Raw genomic sequence first — 15,053 nt, 5'->3', positions numbered from 1 at the left:
GTACCGCTCAATACATGGTTGAGTCTCTTCGAAAGGAGCCCGCACATGGCACGTGCAGTAGGAATCGATCTGGGTACCACCAACTCCGTGGTCTCCGTGCTGGAGGGCGGCGAGCCCGCCGTCATCGCAAACGCCGAGGGTGCGCGCACCACCCCCTCAGTCGTCGGCTTCTCCAAGTCCGGCGAGGTCCTCGTGGGCGAGGTCGCCCGCCGTCAGGCCGTCTCCAACCCGGACCGCACATACGCCTCCATCAAGCGCCACATGGGCACTGACTGGAGCACCGAGGTCGACGAGAAGAAGTACACCCCGCAGGAGATCAGCGCCCGCACGCTGATGAAGCTCAAGCACGACGCCGAGTCCTACCTCGGCGAGGACGTGACGGACGCCGTCATCACCGTCCCCGCATACTTCAACGACGCCGAGCGTCAGGCGACCAAGGAGGCAGGCGAGATCGCCGGCCTCAACGTCTCCCGCATCGTCAACGAGCCCACCGCAGCAGCTCTTGCGTACGGGCTGGACAAGGGCAACGAGGAAGAGCTCATTCTCGTCTTCGACCTCGGCGGCGGCACATTCGACGTGTCCCTGCTCGAGGTGGCCAAGGACGAGGACGACTTCTCCACCATCCAGGTGCGCTCCACCGCCGGCGACAACAGGCTCGGCGGCGACGACTGGGACCAGCGCATCATGGACTGGCTCGTTCAGCAGGTGAAGCAGAAGGAGGGCGTTGACCTCTCCAAGGACTCCATCGCCGTGCCTCGCCTGAAGGAGGAGGCTGAGCGTGCGAAGAAGGAGCTCTCCTCCGCCACCTCCGCCACGATCAACATCCCCTACGCCACCCAGAACGACGGCGTCCCGGTGCACGTGAACGAGACCCTCTCCCGCGCCAAGTTCGAGGACATGACCTCGGACCTGCTCGAGCGCACCAAGAAGCCGTTCAACGATGCGATCACCGAAGCCGGCGTGAAGATCAGCGAGATCGATCACGTCATCCTCGTCGGAGGCTCGACGCGTATGCCCGCAGTCGCAGATCTCGTCAAGCAGCTCTCCGGCAAGGACGCGAACAAGACCGTGAACCCGGACGAGGTGGTGGCCATGGGTGCCGCACTGCAGGCCGGCGTCCTCTCCGGTGAGCGCAAGGACGTGCTGCTCATCGACGTCACGCCCCTGTCGCTCGGCATCGAGACCAAGGGCGGTGTCATGACCAAGCTCATCGAGCGCAACACCGCCATCCCCACGAAGAAGTCCGAGGTGTTCTCGACCGCGGAGGACAACCAGCCCTCCGTGGCCATCCAGGTATTCCAGGGCGAGCGCGAGTTCACCCGTGACAACAAGCCACTGGGCACGTTCGAGCTCACGGGCATCGCCCCCGCACCGCGCGGCATGCCGCAGATCGAGGTCACCTTCGACATCGACGCCAACGGCATCGTCCACGTGTCCGCCAAGGACAAGGGCACCGGCACCGAGCAGTCGATGAAGATCACCGGCGGCACCTCCCTGGAGAAGGAGGACATCGAGCGCATGGTGGCCGACGCCGAGGCTCACGCCGAGGAGGACAAGAAGCGCCGCGAGGCTGCCGAGCAGCGCAACGCGGCAGAGTCCGCCGCCTACTCCGTCGACAAGCTGATCAAGGAGAACGACGAGAAGCTGCCGGAGGACGTCAAGAACGAGGTTCAGGCCGACGTGGACGCCGTGAAGAAGGCGCTCGAGGGCGAGGACAACGACGAAGAGATCAAGGCCGCGTTCGAGAAGCTCCAGGCTTCGCAGGGCAAGATCGGCGAAGCCCTCTACGCCCAGGGCGCCGAAGCAGGCGCTGAGAGCGCACCAGGGGCGGACGCTCCCGGCCAGGAGGACGAGGACATCGTCGACGCTGAAGTGGTCGACGAGGACGAGTCCTCCGAGTCCGAGAACAAGTAAGGAGAGCCTGCATGGCTAAGGACCAGTTCAACCCCGAAAAGGGCGAAGACGGCATTCCGGAGAACCCCGCACCCTCCGACGGTCAGCAGGCCGAGGGCCAGGGAGGCTTCGACGACGAGCAGGCCGCGGCCGCCGACCCGGCGGCAGACCCCCTGGCTGAAGCCGAACGGATTCTCCGGGACGCGCCGCAGGGCGCCGAAGAGATCCAGCAGGCTCACCAGGAGGCGGCAGGCCAGGAGGGCACTCAGCCCGACCCCCTCGCCGAGAACCCGGAGCTCGCTGAGGACCCGGAGCTGCGCGAAGTGGGCCTTGACGAGGTCGCCGGCGGAGTCGAGACCGAGCCCGCAGAGCGCATCGAGGCTGCGGAGGAGATGCTCGAAGAGTCCGGCTACAGCCGCGAGGCTGAGCTGGAGGAGGACCTCCGCCGCGTCACCGCCGAGTACCAGAACTACCGGCGGCGCGTGGACCGTGACCGGTCATCGGAGAAGGAGCGGGTCAAGGGCCAGTTCATCTCCGAGCTCATGCCGGTCCTGGACGACATCTCCGGAGCACGTCAGGCCGGAGAGCTCCAGGAGGGTCCGTTCGCACACATTGCGGAGCGCCTGGAGACCGTCCTGGCTCAGCAGGGCCTCGAGCGGGTCGGCGAAGTGGGCATTCCCTTCGACCCCAACGAGCATGAGGCGATCATGCAGCAGGCCAGCGATGAGATTGAGGCTGAGCACGTCGCAGTCGTCGTCCGCTCCGGCTACCGCATCGGCGATCGGCTGCTGCGCGCAGCTCAGGTGATCGTCAGCTCCGGCTCGGAATGAGCCGATCGCAGCTGAGCAGCCCGCCGGCCCCCCACAGCGGCTCATCCGCTGATCGGGCCGGCGGGAGCTCAGCTGAAGACCCCGTACAGCAGAGAGGAGGCGCCTGATGGCTTCGCAGGAGTGGCTCGAAAAGGATTTCTACAAAGTATTGGGCGTCTCCAAGGACGCCACGGCCGAAGAGATCAAGAAGGCATATCGTCGGCTCGCCCGCGAGAACCATCCGGACAAGAATCCGGACGACCCCAGCGCTGAGCAGCGGTTCAAGGACATCTCTGAAGCGCACACGGTTCTGTCTGATCCGGAGAAGCGGCGCGAGTACGACCAGATCCGCGCCATGGGCTCCGGCGCCCGCTTTTCGGGCGGTGCCGGACCGGGCTCAGCAGGCGGCTTCGAAGACATGTTCGGCGGGCTCTTCGGAGACAGATTCGGCCGCAGCGGCGGTGCCGGGACATTCTCCGGCGGCGGCTTCGAGGACCTCTTCGGCGGACGCTTCGGCAGTGCCGGAGCCGCCCCGAAGGGGTCGGACCGCACCGCGAAGACCACCATCTCGTTCAAAGGTGCCGTGCGCGGCACCACTGTCGGGCTCCGCGAGCCCAACGGCAGCGTGATCGATGTCCGGATTCCTCCGGGCGTCAAAGAGGGACAGAAGGTCCGGGTCAAAGGCAAAGGCTCTCAGGGCCCCGGCGGCAGCGGAGATCTTCTTGTCGAGGTCTCCATCACCGCGCATCCCTTCTATGAGCGCGACGGCGACAACATCCGCATCCACCTGCCCGTGAGCTTCGACGAAGCTGTCCTCGGCGCCACCGCAGAAGTCCCGACGGTCCACGGAGAGAAGGTCCGGATCCGCATCCCGGCCGGCACCTCCTCAGGGCGAACCCTGAGGCTCAAAGGCCAAGGGATCAGAACCAAGAAGCATCAGGGCGACATGCTGGTCGTCGTCGATGTGGCGGTGCCCAAGGACCTGCCCGACGAGGCGATGGAAGCGGTCAGGGCATATCAGGACGCCACATCCGGCATCGACCCCCGGTCCGGTCTGGAGGGGAGGGCGGCGCTGTGAGGCCTGAGCCTTCGATGCCCCCGCATGCGAGGTCCAACCGTCACGCGCCCTTCTTCGTCATATCCGTCGCGGCCGAACTGGCCGACATGCACCCTCAGACCCTGCGGCAGTACGATCGCATGGGCCTGGTCACGCCCAAGCGGCAAGGAGGCCGCCACCGCAGATACTCTGCCTACGACATCGACCAGCTCCGCCAGATTCAGCAGCTCTCCCAAGAAGGAGTCTCGCTGGAGGGGATCCGGCGGATCATCGCGCTCCAGAACCACGTCGAAGAGCTCGAGGACGAAGTCGCTGAGCTGCAGAACCAGCTCAGAGAGATCCAGCGCAGCGGAGGGTCCAGGGTCTTCGCCGTCGGGCCCCACGGCGACGTCGTCACCATGGCCCGAGGGCAGCGGCCCCGTCCCGCCAGCCGCGAGATAGTCCTCTTCCGCCGCTCGGCGTAGCCCGCCCTCCGACGCCCCGCAACGGTGCGCCGGCATGTCCGTCCGCTGGCCCATACTGGTCAGGTGAAACTTTCGTGGGGACGACTTCCACTGCTCGCCGCGGCCGCGGCCGCATCTGCGCTGCTGTCGGCCTGCTCGGAGGAGCCTGATCCGGCTGAGAGCCTCGGCCCTGCGGCCGAGCAGCTCGCCGACGCTCTTCAGCAGGGAGACCTCGAAGGCGTGCCGCTCGCCTCGGGCGATCTCCAGTCCCTGAACACCGCCGCCGATCGGCTGCATGACTCCCTCGACGAGCTGTCCGTGCAGGTCGAGGTCCAGGAGACGGAGCTCGATGTTCCGCCCGAGGAGTCCCCGCGGGCTCCGAGTGCGGTCGTCACCTACCTCCATGCCTGGGACCTCGAGGCCCTCGGCGTCGAGGACGAGGAGTGGGACTACGTCACCGAAGCCGCTCTGACATACCACGAGGAGTCTGAGACCTGGTATCTGGACGGAGAGTACGACCTCTTCCTTCCGGAGTATCAGGGGCACGAGGAGATCGGCGTCAGCACCGCCGCAGCCGACCGGGGACGGATCATGGACGGTGAGGGCCGCGCGATGGTCTACAACCGCGACGTGGTGATCCTGGGCGTGGACAAGACCCAGTTCGGAGCGGATGAGGACGACGAGCTGGAGGCGTCGGCCCGTCAGCTGGCCGACGCTGTCGGCATCGACGCCGCATCCTACGCCGAGCAGGTTGAGGCCTACGGCGATGAGGCCTTCGTCGAGGCCATCACCGTGCGCCGCGAGGGGGGCCATGTGACGGTCGACGATGTGGAGGACATCCCGGGGGTGCATTGGCAGGAGTCCCAGATGTCCTTGGCCGACAGTCCGGACTTCGCCCCGCTGCTGCTGGGCCGGGTCGGCCCCGTGACGGCCGAGCACCTGGAGGAGGATCCCACGCTGCAGGTCGGACAGACGGTGGGCACGTCGGGCCTCCAGGCCGTCCACGAGCAGACCCTGCGGGGCACCCCCGGAGTGAGGATCTACCGCGGGGAGGAGACTCTCTTCTCCACTGAGCCGGAGGCCGGAGGAGACGTGAGCACCAGCCTCCTCCCGCGTCTGCAGAATCTCGCACAGGACATTGCCGCAGACCAGGACACCACCGCAGGAATCGTGGCCGTCCGACCCTCCGACGGGGGGATCCTCGCGTCGGCCAGCCACAGCCCCGATGAGTCGGCTGTGGAGGCGGCCACCCAATCGGCCTATGCGCCGGGGTCCACCTTCAAGATGGTGTCCTCACTGGCCATGCTCAGAGACGGTCTCAGCGCGGACTCGACCATCAGCTGTCCCACCAGCGTGACCGTGCACGGCCAGGAGTTCCGCAACGTCGCAGGATACGACGAGACCGGAAGCATCACCTTCGCAGAGGCCGTCGCCCACTCCTGCAACACCGTGTTCGCGGCGTCCCACGACGAGGTCAGCTCAGCGGACCTGCGGCAGGCCGCAATGGACCTCGGCATCAACAACGATGTGGGCATCGGCCTGCCGGCCATCAAAGGCACCGTTCCTGAGGACGCAGAGCTCAACGAGCACGCCGCAAACCTCTTCGGGCAGGGAACAGTCCAGACCTCCGCCCTCGGCATGGCGGCCGTGGCCGCGTCCATCGCCGATGCTCGGACCGTCCACCCATGGCTGGTGGAAGGCTCAGGGGAGCCGGACGACGATGCGGGACCGGGCCTGACCGAGGAGGAGGGCGCCCAGATGCAGGCGCTGATGGCGGGCACCGTCTCGTACGGCACGCTGGACTTCCTCGACCCCATCCCCGGCGCGCGTGTCTACGCCAAGACAGGCACCGCCGAGTCCGGGGAGGACCTGCCGCACACCTGGGTCATCGGATTCCAAGGAGACCTGGCTGTAGCGATCTTCCTCGAGGAGGGAGAGTGGGGCTCAACGGACAACGGGCCCCTGCTGCGGGAGTTCCTCGTCGGCGCGCAGGATATCCTCGACGACTGATGCCACAGACTTCCGCACCCGATCCCGCGTCCGAGCCGTCGCCGCAGCACTACCGCCGCCCGCTCTCCTTCGTCCGCCGCTCGAACCAGCTCAAGCCCAGCTACCAGCGCGCCTGGGACGCAGCGCTGGGGCGAGAGCTGCTCGATGTTCCGGCCGGAAGCCGGGACACCTCCGTGGCCGAAGGGTTCACCATCGACTGGCAGGAGGAGTTCGGCCGCAGCCACAGTGTCGACTCAGGCGGGAGCCTGACCGTGGAGATCGGATCCGGCTCCGGCGAGGCCGTAGCGGCCGCAGCCGCGGCCAACCCCCACCGGGACTTCATCGCCGCAGAGGTCTACAGGCCCGGAGCCGCCCAGCTGGCCGCGCGGGTGCGCCGCGAAGGGCTCACCAACGTCCGCGTCGCCTGCCTCGACGCGGTGGAGCTGCTCGACAATCTGATCCCCACGGCCTACCTGGACGAACTGTGGATCTTCTTCCCCGACCCCTGGCACAAGAAGAAGCACAACAAACGGCGGCTCATCCAGCCGTCCTTCACCGCCAAAGCCGCCCGCGCGATGCGGCCCGAAGGCCGCATCCGCCTGGCCACCGACTGGCCGCACTATGCGGTCCAGATTCGGCGAGTCCTCACCGAATCGCCCGATTTCGCCAACGAGCACGCCGGGTGGGCGCCGCGCTTCGCCGGGCGTGTGCTGACCGATTTCGAAGCCAAGGCAGGCGCGGCAGGGAGAAAGTCATTTGATCTGACGTTCACACGTGTCTGTGTATAGTCAGGGGCTGAAGCCCCGGATGAAATTTCAGAATCACACGCACTTGAGGTCAGAAGCACAATGTCGGACGAAAAACTGCATAATACCGACCCCAGCAGGCGCGGTCGTCTAGGAGCCGAAGCACGCCGTGCAGGCGGGATGCTGAGAACGCTCGACTACAGGCGCCCGAACTACCCTCACGACACCCACCCGGCGCTGGTGCCAGGCATCGGCATCGACGAGCAGCGACGCTGGTACAGCGTGGACAAGCTGGTCCTCATCATCGCCGGAGCGCTCACCGTAGCGTTCGTCATCTGGGGGCTCACCGCCCCGGCCCAGGTCGCCTCCGTCGCCGACGCAGCATTCACCTGGGTCACCTACAACGTCTCCTGGCTGTTCAACATCACTGCGGCCATCATCCTCGTGGTGATGCTCATCCTGGCCTTCTCGTCCTACGGGCGCATCCCCCTGGGCAAGGACGACGAGGAGCCGGAATTCTCCACCTTCGCGTGGATATCCATGCTCTTCGCCGCCGGACTGGGGATCGGAGTGCTCTTCTTCGGCCCATCAGAGCCCCTCGACTACTACACCGACCCGCCGCCGATGACCAACGAGGCCGAAACCACAGAGGCCCTGCACTACTCGCTGGGGCAGACCTTCTACCACTGGGGCTTCCACGCCTGGGCGATCTACGCCCTGGTGGGCGGCGCCGTCGCGTACGCCGCCTACCGCCGCGGGCGGGTGCTTCTGATGTCCTCGATCTTCGAGACGCTCTTCGGCAAGCGGCGCACCGAAGGCTTCGCGGGACAGATCGTCGACATCTTCGCGATCGTCGCCACGCTCTTCGGCACGGCTGCCACCGTCGGCATCGCCACGATGCAGGTCCAGCAGGGCGTGACCATTGTGACCGGGTGGGGTGAGACCGGAAATACGGCACTCATCGTCATCATCGCCGTGCTCGCCGTCGGGTTCATCCTCTCTGCCGTATCGGGCGTCGCACGCGGCATCCGCTACCTCTCGAACATCAATATCGTGCTGACCCTGGGGGTCGTGGCCCTGGTCTTCATCGCAGGGCCTACCCTCTTCCTGGCCAACCTGCTCCCGTCCGGGCTGATGTCCTACCTCGGGAACCTGCCTGACATGATGAGCCGCTCGGCGTCCTGGGGCGAAGAGACGCAGGAGTTCCAGTCGTGGTGGACCGTCTACTACTGGGCCTGGTGGATCTCCTGGTCGCCGTTCGTCGGAATCTTCATCGCCCGCATCTCCCGGGGCCGCACCATCCGCCAGTTCGTCCTGGGTGTGATCACCATTCCCACCCTGCTGCTGGTCATCTCCTACGGGGTGCTGGGCGGCACCGCGATGTGGATGCGCAGCGAGGGCTATCCCGGGTTCGAGGACGACGCGGACGGGAACCTTGCTCTGGCCCCGCCGGAAGTCTTCTACACCGTGGTGGAGAACCTGCCCGCGCTCGCGGCCTGGGTTCCGCTCCTCAGCATTGCGGTGCTGCTCGTCTTTGCGATCACCGCACTGGACTCTGCCTCGACCGTCATGGGCATGCTGTCCTCCAAGGGAAGCCAGAACCCCCGCTCGATCATCGTCGTCTTCTGGGGGCTGGTGATGACCGGCATCGCGCTGGTCATGCTCCTGCTCGGAGACGAGTCTGCCCTGGAAGGCCTGCAGCAGCTGGTCATCATCACCGCTGCTCCCTTCGCAGTGATCATCCTTCTCATCATCGTCGCCTGGTTCAGCGAGCTTCGGACCGACCCCCGAGCGATCCGGCTGCGCTACGCCGACCGGGCGATGCGCAACGCCGTGATCGACGGCGTGGACCGCTACGGGGACAACTTCGCTCTTGAAGTGGTGCCCAGCGAGCCCGGCCAGGGCGCCGGGGCTGTCATCGACTCCGCCGACTCCGCCTACACCGACTGGTACCAGCGCACCAATGCGGACGGTGAGCCGGTCGACTACAACTACAGGACGGGCGAATGGGGCGACGGCTGGGATCCTGCCACCGGCGAGTTCAAGGCGATCATCGCCGAGCAGGACTCTGACCCCAAGGAGCCGGAGGGCGAGGGCGCTCCGGATGCAGAGACGCCGCGGAGCTGAATCGTATGACCGCGACACTGATACTGCTGACGCAGAGGCGCCGGCCTCTGCCTCCGGCGAACCGTCCACGCAAGTGTGCTCCGAACCGCGCCGCCGGGTGGGAGAACGACTCCTGGGAGCCTGACGCCATCGGATGGTGGGGCCGCGAGCCGTAGCGACGTCCTCGCTGACATTCGCACGCCCATGCTCGAAGACCACCTGATGAAGGAATTTCAACAATGCGCACAAATACTGCACGCCTTACTGCCCTGACATCCTTGGCCCTGGCCTCCGGACTGGCGCTCAGCGCCTGCGGCGACGCCGGAGAATCCGGCGAGGATGCCGAGGCCGCCGACGGCATCACCCTTGAGCTCGGAGAGTTCAACTGGCTCGCCTCCGAATTCCAGGGCGCAGTCATCACCCAGATCATCGAGGACTACCCGGAGCTCGGCATCTCTGATGTCAGCACCACGCAGTTCGACCCCGCCGTGGGCTGGACAGGGCTCGGCTCCGGCGACGTCGACCTGCTCGTCGACGTGATCATGCCCAACCACGAAGGCTTCGCGGAGGAGAACGAGGACACCGTCGAGATCGTCTCCGAGGTCTACGGCGGTGCTGCCCAGGGGTGGTTCATCCCCGAGTATGCCGCCGAAGGCGAGCTCTCCGGGCTGGAATCCGTGGACCAGCTCTCCGATTCGGAGTATGCCGACGCCGTCGGCAACACGCTCTACGACGCCGAGGCCGGCTGGGTCACCACCGAGCACAATGCGGAGCGGCTCGAGGGCTTCGACCTCGATCTGGAGCACCTGACGTCCTCCGAGGCGGCGCTGATCGCCGAGGTGGAGAGCCACTACAGCGACGAGGAGCCCATCCTCTTCTTCTTCTACCAGCCGCACTGGCTGTTCAGCCAGCTCGACCTCGTGCAGCTCGACGAGCCCAACGAGTACAACGAGGACTGCTTCGACGGGGGCCAGCAGGACTGTGCCAGCCCTGAGCTCTCCGGCTGGACGGCAGCCCACACCGACCTGCGGGACGAGGCCCCCGAGTTCGTGGCCATGCTGGAGGAGTTCGAGATCCCCCTCGAGGACATCGAGGAGGCGATGCTTCAGGACGAGGATGAGGACGTCGACGTCGAGGACCTCGCTGCCGATTGGGTTGAGGAGAACGCCGACACGGTCGAATCCTGGGTCAACGGCTGATCGAGCCGTTCTGAGGTGCGGGCCGGGGCAGCAGCCTCGGCCCCGCACCTGTTCAGAGGGCCAGTCGGTAGCCCCGTTTGACCACGGTCTGGACCACTGCGGCCTCCGGAAGTGCGTGCCGCAGGCGAGAGATCCACATCTCCAGTCCGTGCGCAGAGCCGCACTGGGGCAGCATGCGCAGGAGATGCTCGCGCGAAATGACTGCGCCCTGCGCCCGAGCCAGCACCCGCATGACGGCCATGGGTCCCGGGGCGAGCCGGATCGGCGGGCACCCCGGAAGGGTGACCGTGTTCGTCGTCATCTCCACGACGCCGCTGGCGGTCTTCACGCGCAGGAACTGATCGTCTGCGATGACTTCGGCCGGGGGTTCCACGATCACCGCCTTGGGGTCTCTTGCCTGCGGAGAGAAGCAGCGTTCGCCTCCTACAGGGGGTTCGGGGCAGCGGCTGCGGCTCCGCACTCAGGCTAGGGGGGTGCCGTTTCTCGCCCTTGTCGGCGGTGTAAAGCAGGTGTTGCCGAGTTTTCACGATTCGGAGCGCAACTCGTTATTGAGAACGATTTGCGATGAGTGGAACTTTTTGATGATAATGATTCGCATGAACACCGCATCGAAGACTGTGACATCTCTTGCCCTTGTCTCCGCCCTGGCGCTGAGCGCCTGCGCCGGGGAGAACGGCGAGGAGGCTGAGGAGCAGAACGACTCAGACCAGAACGCCGCCGCAGAGGACACCGGCGCCGATGAGGCGGAGGGAGCTGCGGACGCTGACGACGACGCTGATGCTGAGGGTGAGGACGACATGGACCCCTCCGAGCGTGAGCAGCAGGAGGCCGGCGGCGCTGAGCCGCGCGTGGCCGTCACCTATGACGGAGGCGCGGCAGTCCTGGACGGCGTCTCCCTGGACGTCATCGACGAATTCGACGCCGACGGGTTCCTCCGGATCAACGAGGCCGGGGACGGTCGGCATGCCTTCCTGACTGAGGGCAGCAGCTTCCGCCTCCTGGACGCCGGGACCTGGGGAGAGCCGCACGGCGAGCACAACCACTACTACACCACCGAGCCCTATCTTTCGGATGTCACGGTGGACGGGGACACGCCCGCCCACGTCGTCTCCCACGACGGCATCGGCACCCTGTTCTTCGACGGAACGGGAGAGTACCGCTCCTTCGACCTGGCGGAGCTGGACGTCGAGGCGGAGAGCCTGGAGACCGAGAGCTACGAGAGCGAAGGCGAGCACCATGGTGTGGCCGTGGTGCTCGAGGACGGCTCACGCTTCGAAACTCTCGAGGACCGCTCGGGTGCGCGTTTCCTCGACGCTGACGGCGAGGAGATGGATCGGAACGAGAACTGCCCCGGCGTCCACGGCGAGGCGGCCGGGCCGGAGGGGGTCATTGCGGTCGGCTGTGAGGACGGCGTCCTGGTCTGGGACGGCGAGCAGTTCGAGAAGCATGACACCGGCGAGGACTACTCCCGCATCGGAAACCTGTTCCCCTCGGAGGGCTCTCCCATCTTCCTGGGCGACTACCGCACGGATCAGGACGGCGAGGAGCCGATGACCGAGGTGGCCCTGGTCAACACGGAGTCCGGCGACATCTCGACCGTCAACGTGGATTCCCCCTATAACTTCCGGAACCTGCAGCGCGGCCCCGACGGCGAGGCGCTGGTGCTGACCGAGGACGGCCAGCTCCACATCATCGACCCGGAGACTGGCGAGCACCTGGAGCACATCGACGTCATCGACGAGTGGACCGAGCCGGAGGATTGGCAGGAGCCGCGTCCGGCCATCCGTGCCCACGATGACCTCGTCTACGTCACGGACCCGGACAGCCAGGAGATCCACCTCCTGGACCTGACCGAGGGCGAAGTGATCACCACCGCCGAGTTCGACTTCGAGCCCAACGAGATCATCGTCATCGACGGCCGCCCCGTCGGAGGCGTGTCCTCCGACTACGACGAGGACCATGAGGACGACGATCACGCCCACGACGATGATGACCATGATCACGACGAAGACCACGACGACGACGATCACGGCCACGACGATGATGGCCATGATCACGACCACGAGGATGACCACGATCACTGAGTGATCCTCGTCCAAGACCTCCTCTGTCAGGTGCGATAAGGGGAACGGTGAGCGGCCTTCGGCCCCGATCTCGGGAGCCGGGGGCCGCTCTTCCGTCGCAGAGGGAACACCGCGCGACGGCCTGACGTTTGAGAGCGTATGACCAGCCCACAGGTGTACACAGTGACGGGAATGTCGTGCGCGCACTGCGAGACCGCAGTGCGTGAGGAGCTGGAGGACGTCGACGGCATCGCCGAGGTCCGCGTCAGCGCATCCTCCGGACGCCTCGAGGTGACCCCGCAGCCCGACGCGCCCGTCGCAGACGCAGCGGTTGAGGCGGCCGTCGAGGAGGCCGGCTACACGGCGGTGCGGGCAGCATGACCGGCCGCCTGAAGGAGCAGACGACGGATGCGCCCGCCGAGGGCGAACGGATCGAGCTGGCCATCGGCGGGATGACCTGCGCGGCCTGCGCCCAGCGGGTGGAGAAGAAGCTGAACAAGATCGACGGCGTGACCGCGCACGTCAACTATGCGACGGAGAAGGCATGGATCTCTGGTGGAGCTGACGATGTCCGAGAAGACTTCGTCAGCCAGCTGATCACCACGGTGGAGAAGGCGGGCTACACCGCTGAGCGCCCCCCGCAGAGCGGGGTCGGGCAGGAGAGCGACGGGTCGCGCAGGGACATGAGGTCTCTGCGGCTGCGGCTCATCATCGCATCGGTGCTCTCCGTGCCGGTGGTGCTGTGGGCCATGGTTCCCGCCTCCCAGTTCGACTACTGGGCCTGGGCCTCCCTGGCGCTCACTGCCCCGGTGGTGCTGTGGGCCGGGTGGCCCTTCCACCGGGCGGCGGCGCTCAGCGCGCGCAGCGGGACTGCCACCATGGACACCCTCATCTCGATAGGAACCCTCGCCGCGCTGGGGTGGTCCCTGTACGCCATGCTCTTCGGCGCCGCCGGGGATCCCCAGCTGCGCCACGAGTTCGTCCTCTTCGACACTCCCATCTGGGCCGGCGGCGGCACCCACGGTGCCGGCCACGTCTACTTCGAAGTGGCCGCGGCCGTCACCGCGTTCCTGCTCCTGGGTCGGTACCTCGAGAAGCGCGCGAAGTCCCAGGCCGGACAGGCCCTGCGCTCACTGCTGAATCTGGGCGCCAAGGAGGTCACCCTCATGCGCGGGGGGCAGGAGGTCCAGGCCCCGGCCAGCAGCCTGGCCGTGGGGGACGAGTTCGTCGTCCGCCCGGGAGAGAAGATCGCCACCGACGGCACGGTCCTCAGCGGCGCCTCCGCAGTCGACATGTCGATGCTCACAGGAGAGTCGGTGCCGGTGCAGGTCGCAGAGGGCGACGCCGTCGTCGGCGCCACGGTCAACGCCTCCGGCCGGCTGCTGATCCGGGCGGACCGGGTCGGCGGCGACACCCAGCTCGCCCAGATGGCCAAACTGGTGGAGAAGGCGCAGTCCGGCAAAGCTGCGGTGCAGAGGCTGGCGGATCGCGTCTCCGGCGTCTTTGTCCCCGCAGTGCTGCTGCTCGCGCTGATCACCCTGATCGGCTGGCTGGTCCTCGGCGCCTCGGGGGAGGCGGCGTTCACCGCGGCCGTGGCTGTTCTGATCATTGCCTGCCCATGCGCCCTGGGGCTGGCCACGCCGACCGCCCTGCTTGTGGGCACCGGGCGCGGCGCGCAGCGAGGCATCCTCATCAAGGGGCCGGAGGTGCTCGAGTCCTCCCGCCGGCTGGATGCGGTGCTGCTCGACAAGACCGGAACGGTCACCACGGGTGCGATGCACATGAACGCGCTCCACGTCGCCGAAGGCTTCTCGGAGCCCGAGGTGCTGCGTCTGGCCGGGGCGCTGGAGTCCTACTCGGAGCACCCGGTGGCCCGAGCGGTGACGAATGCGGCCCGCGAGGCCCACGGCTCGCGCGCCGGAACCCTCCCTGCGGTGGAAGCATTCACCAACCACGAGGGCCATGGAGTGAGCGGCGAAGTCCTCGGCGCCGACGGCGCTGCCCGGCGCGTGATGGTGGGGCGACGCGCCCTCATCGAATCGCAGGGGATGGGCATCCCCGCCGGCATCGGACAGCTCGCTGCGGCGGCCGAGGCAGGCGGCAGCACCCCCGTGCTCGTCACGGTCGACGGTGTGCTCGCCGGTGTGGCGATCGTTGCTGACGCGGTGAAGCCCACCAGTGCCGAGGCGGTGTCGCAGCTGAAGGCGCAGGGGGTGCGGGTGCTGCTGCTCACCGGAGACAACGAAGGGGCTGCCCGACGAGTCGCCGACGAGGTGGGCATCGACGAGGTGCTCGCTGAGGCGATGCCCCAGGACAAGGTGGCTGCGATCAGGCGGCTGCAGTCGGAGGGCAGCCGCGTGGCCATGGTGGGCGATGGTGTGAACGACGCCGCGGCCCTGGCCCAAGCGGATCTCGGCGTGGCCATGGGGACCGGCACCGACGTGGCCATCGATGCGGCGGACATCACCATCATCCGAGGTGACCTGCGCAGCGTCGGAGAGTCCCTGAAGCTGGCCCGCCGCACCCTGCGGACCATTCGCGAGAATCTCTTCTGGGCGTTCCTCTACAACACGGCGGCGCTGCCTCTGGCCGCCCTGGGGCTGCTCAGCCCGATGCTCGCCGGTGCCGCGATGGTGCTCAGCTCCCTGAGCGTCGTGGCGAACTCCCTGCGCCTGCGCCGATTCTCAGCTGTGTGAAGAGGGTCTCACTCGTCGCGGGCTGATCGGCAGGCGCAGGAGCAATAGACTT

At 67.0% G+C, this 15,053-nt stretch carries 13 protein-coding genes; 12 read left to right on the top strand and 1 reads right to left on the bottom strand.

Going from position 1 to position 15,053, the window contains the following annotated elements; genetic code table 11:
* Nucleotides 1-45 precede the first annotated feature (45 nt).
* The 9 genes from dnaK (at nucleotide 46) to FS388_RS04145 (ending at nucleotide 10,242) form a co-directional block, all read left to right on the top strand.
* On the top strand, nucleotides 46-1,914 hold the full coding sequence (gene dnaK, locus FS388_RS04180; RefSeq protein ID WP_146339990.1) for a molecular chaperone DnaK: 1,869 nt from the start codon (nucleotides 46-48) through the stop codon (nucleotides 1,912-1,914).
* An 11-nt stretch (nucleotides 1,915-1,925) separates the two neighbouring features.
* Nucleotides 1,926-2,723 (top strand): nucleotide exchange factor GrpE, encoded by a 798-nt coding sequence (locus FS388_RS04175; RefSeq protein ID WP_146339988.1) that lies wholly within the window; start codon nucleotides 1,926-1,928, stop codon nucleotides 2,721-2,723.
* A 106-nt stretch (nucleotides 2,724-2,829) separates the two neighbouring features.
* Nucleotides 2,830-3,780 carry a DnaJ C-terminal domain-containing protein gene (locus FS388_RS04170; protein ID WP_146339986.1) on the top strand — a complete coding sequence of 317 codons (951 nt, stop codon included), beginning with the start codon at nucleotides 2,830-2,832 and terminating at the stop codon, nucleotides 3,778-3,780.
* 14 nt (nucleotides 3,781-3,794) lie between these two features.
* Nucleotides 3,795-4,223 carry a heat shock protein transcriptional repressor HspR gene (locus FS388_RS04165; protein WP_146339984.1) on the top strand — a complete coding sequence of 143 codons (429 nt, stop codon included), beginning with the start codon at nucleotides 3,795-3,797 and terminating at the stop codon, nucleotides 4,221-4,223.
* A gap of 63 nt (nucleotides 4,224-4,286) precedes the next feature.
* Nucleotides 4,287-6,212 carry a penicillin-binding transpeptidase domain-containing protein gene (locus FS388_RS04160; protein ID WP_146339982.1) on the top strand — a complete coding sequence of 642 codons (1,926 nt, stop codon included), beginning with the start codon at nucleotides 4,287-4,289 and terminating at the stop codon, nucleotides 6,210-6,212.
* Nucleotides 6,212-6,979 (top strand): tRNA (guanosine(46)-N7)-methyltransferase TrmB, encoded by a 768-nt coding sequence (trmB, locus tag FS388_RS04155; protein WP_146339980.1) that lies wholly within the window; start codon nucleotides 6,212-6,214, stop codon nucleotides 6,977-6,979. The genes FS388_RS04160 and trmB overlap by 1 nt, the downstream gene beginning before the upstream one ends.
* Before the next feature lie 138 nt (nucleotides 6,980-7,117).
* Entirely contained in the window at nucleotides 7,118-9,064 is a 1,947-nt protein-coding gene (locus tag FS388_RS04150) for a BCCT family transporter (protein WP_246836289.1), read from the top strand.
* 5 nt (nucleotides 9,065-9,069) lie between these two features.
* Nucleotides 9,070-9,219 (top strand): hypothetical protein, encoded by a 150-nt coding sequence (locus tag FS388_RS12995; protein ID WP_168198587.1) that lies wholly within the window; start codon nucleotides 9,070-9,072, stop codon nucleotides 9,217-9,219.
* 63 nt (nucleotides 9,220-9,282) lie between these two features.
* Entirely contained in the window at nucleotides 9,283-10,242 is a 960-nt protein-coding gene (locus FS388_RS04145) for a glycine betaine ABC transporter substrate-binding protein (protein WP_146339976.1), read from the top strand.
* 52 nt (nucleotides 10,243-10,294) lie between these two features.
* Here the strand turns inward: FS388_RS04145 and FS388_RS04140 are convergent, their stop codons facing one another.
* The gene (locus FS388_RS04140; RefSeq protein WP_246836288.1) at nucleotides 10,295-10,615 is read right to left on the bottom strand and encodes a winged helix-turn-helix domain-containing protein; all 321 of its coding nucleotides are present in this window, start codon (nucleotides 10,613-10,615) and stop codon (nucleotides 10,295-10,297) included.
* Between the two features lie 223 nt (nucleotides 10,616-10,838).
* Here FS388_RS04140 and FS388_RS04135 point away from each other — a divergent pair, with 223 nt between their 5' ends.
* The 3 genes from FS388_RS04135 (at nucleotide 10,839) to FS388_RS04125 (ending at nucleotide 15,001) form a co-directional block, all read left to right on the top strand.
* Nucleotides 10,839-12,326, top strand: a complete 1,488-nt coding sequence (locus FS388_RS04135) for a carotenoid oxygenase family protein (RefSeq protein WP_210410231.1) — start codon at nucleotides 10,839-10,841, stop codon at nucleotides 12,324-12,326.
* Nucleotides 12,327-12,464: 138 nt separating this feature from the next.
* The gene (locus FS388_RS04130) at nucleotides 12,465-12,686 is read left to right on the top strand and encodes a heavy-metal-associated domain-containing protein (RefSeq protein WP_146339972.1); all 222 of its coding nucleotides are present in this window, start codon (nucleotides 12,465-12,467) and stop codon (nucleotides 12,684-12,686) included.
* A complete protein-coding gene (locus FS388_RS04125) occupies nucleotides 12,683-15,001 on the top strand; it encodes a cation-translocating P-type ATPase (protein ID WP_246836287.1) in 2,319 nt (772 codons plus the stop codon). The genes FS388_RS04130 and FS388_RS04125 overlap by 4 nt, the downstream gene beginning before the upstream one ends.
* The last annotated feature ends 52 nt before the right edge of the window (nucleotides 15,002-15,053 follow it).

This window comes from Nesterenkonia sp. NBAIMH1 (assembly GCF_007922635.1).
GTDB classification, from domain to species: domain Bacteria; phylum Actinomycetota; class Actinomycetes; order Actinomycetales; family Micrococcaceae; genus Nesterenkonia; species Nesterenkonia pannonica.
The sequence above is the reverse complement of the archived record's forward strand: the minus strand, read 5'-3'. Positions and strand labels throughout refer to the sequence as shown.

What these genes read in the sequence shown, in the direction of transcription:
- FS388_RS12995 (WP_168198587.1), top strand. Translation starts at nt 9,070, where the DNA reads ATGACCGCGACACTGATACTGCTGACGCAGAGGCGCCGGCCTCTGCCT.
- dnaK (WP_146339990.1), top strand. Translation starts at nt 46, where the DNA reads ATGGCACGTGCAGTAGGAATCGATCTGGGTACCACCAACTCCGTGGTC.
- FS388_RS04150 (WP_246836289.1), top strand. Translation starts at nt 7,118, where the DNA reads ATGCTGAGAACGCTCGACTACAGGCGCCCGAACTACCCTCACGACACC.
- FS388_RS04135 (WP_210410231.1), top strand. Translation starts at nt 10,839, where the DNA reads ATGAACACCGCATCGAAGACTGTGACATCTCTTGCCCTTGTCTCCGCC.
- FS388_RS04145 (WP_146339976.1), top strand. Translation starts at nt 9,283, where the DNA reads ATGCGCACAAATACTGCACGCCTTACTGCCCTGACATCCTTGGCCCTG.
- FS388_RS04175 (WP_146339988.1), top strand. Translation starts at nt 1,926, where the DNA reads ATGGCTAAGGACCAGTTCAACCCCGAAAAGGGCGAAGACGGCATTCCG.
- FS388_RS04125 (WP_246836287.1), top strand. Translation starts at nt 12,683, where the DNA reads ATGACCGGCCGCCTGAAGGAGCAGACGACGGATGCGCCCGCCGAGGGC.
- FS388_RS04165 (WP_146339984.1), top strand. Translation starts at nt 3,795, where the DNA reads ATGCCCCCGCATGCGAGGTCCAACCGTCACGCGCCCTTCTTCGTCATA.
- FS388_RS04170 (WP_146339986.1), top strand. Translation starts at nt 2,830, where the DNA reads ATGGCTTCGCAGGAGTGGCTCGAAAAGGATTTCTACAAAGTATTGGGC.
- FS388_RS04130 (WP_146339972.1), top strand. Translation starts at nt 12,465, where the DNA reads ATGACCAGCCCACAGGTGTACACAGTGACGGGAATGTCGTGCGCGCAC.
- trmB (WP_146339980.1), top strand. Translation starts at nt 6,212, where the DNA reads ATGCCACAGACTTCCGCACCCGATCCCGCGTCCGAGCCGTCGCCGCAG.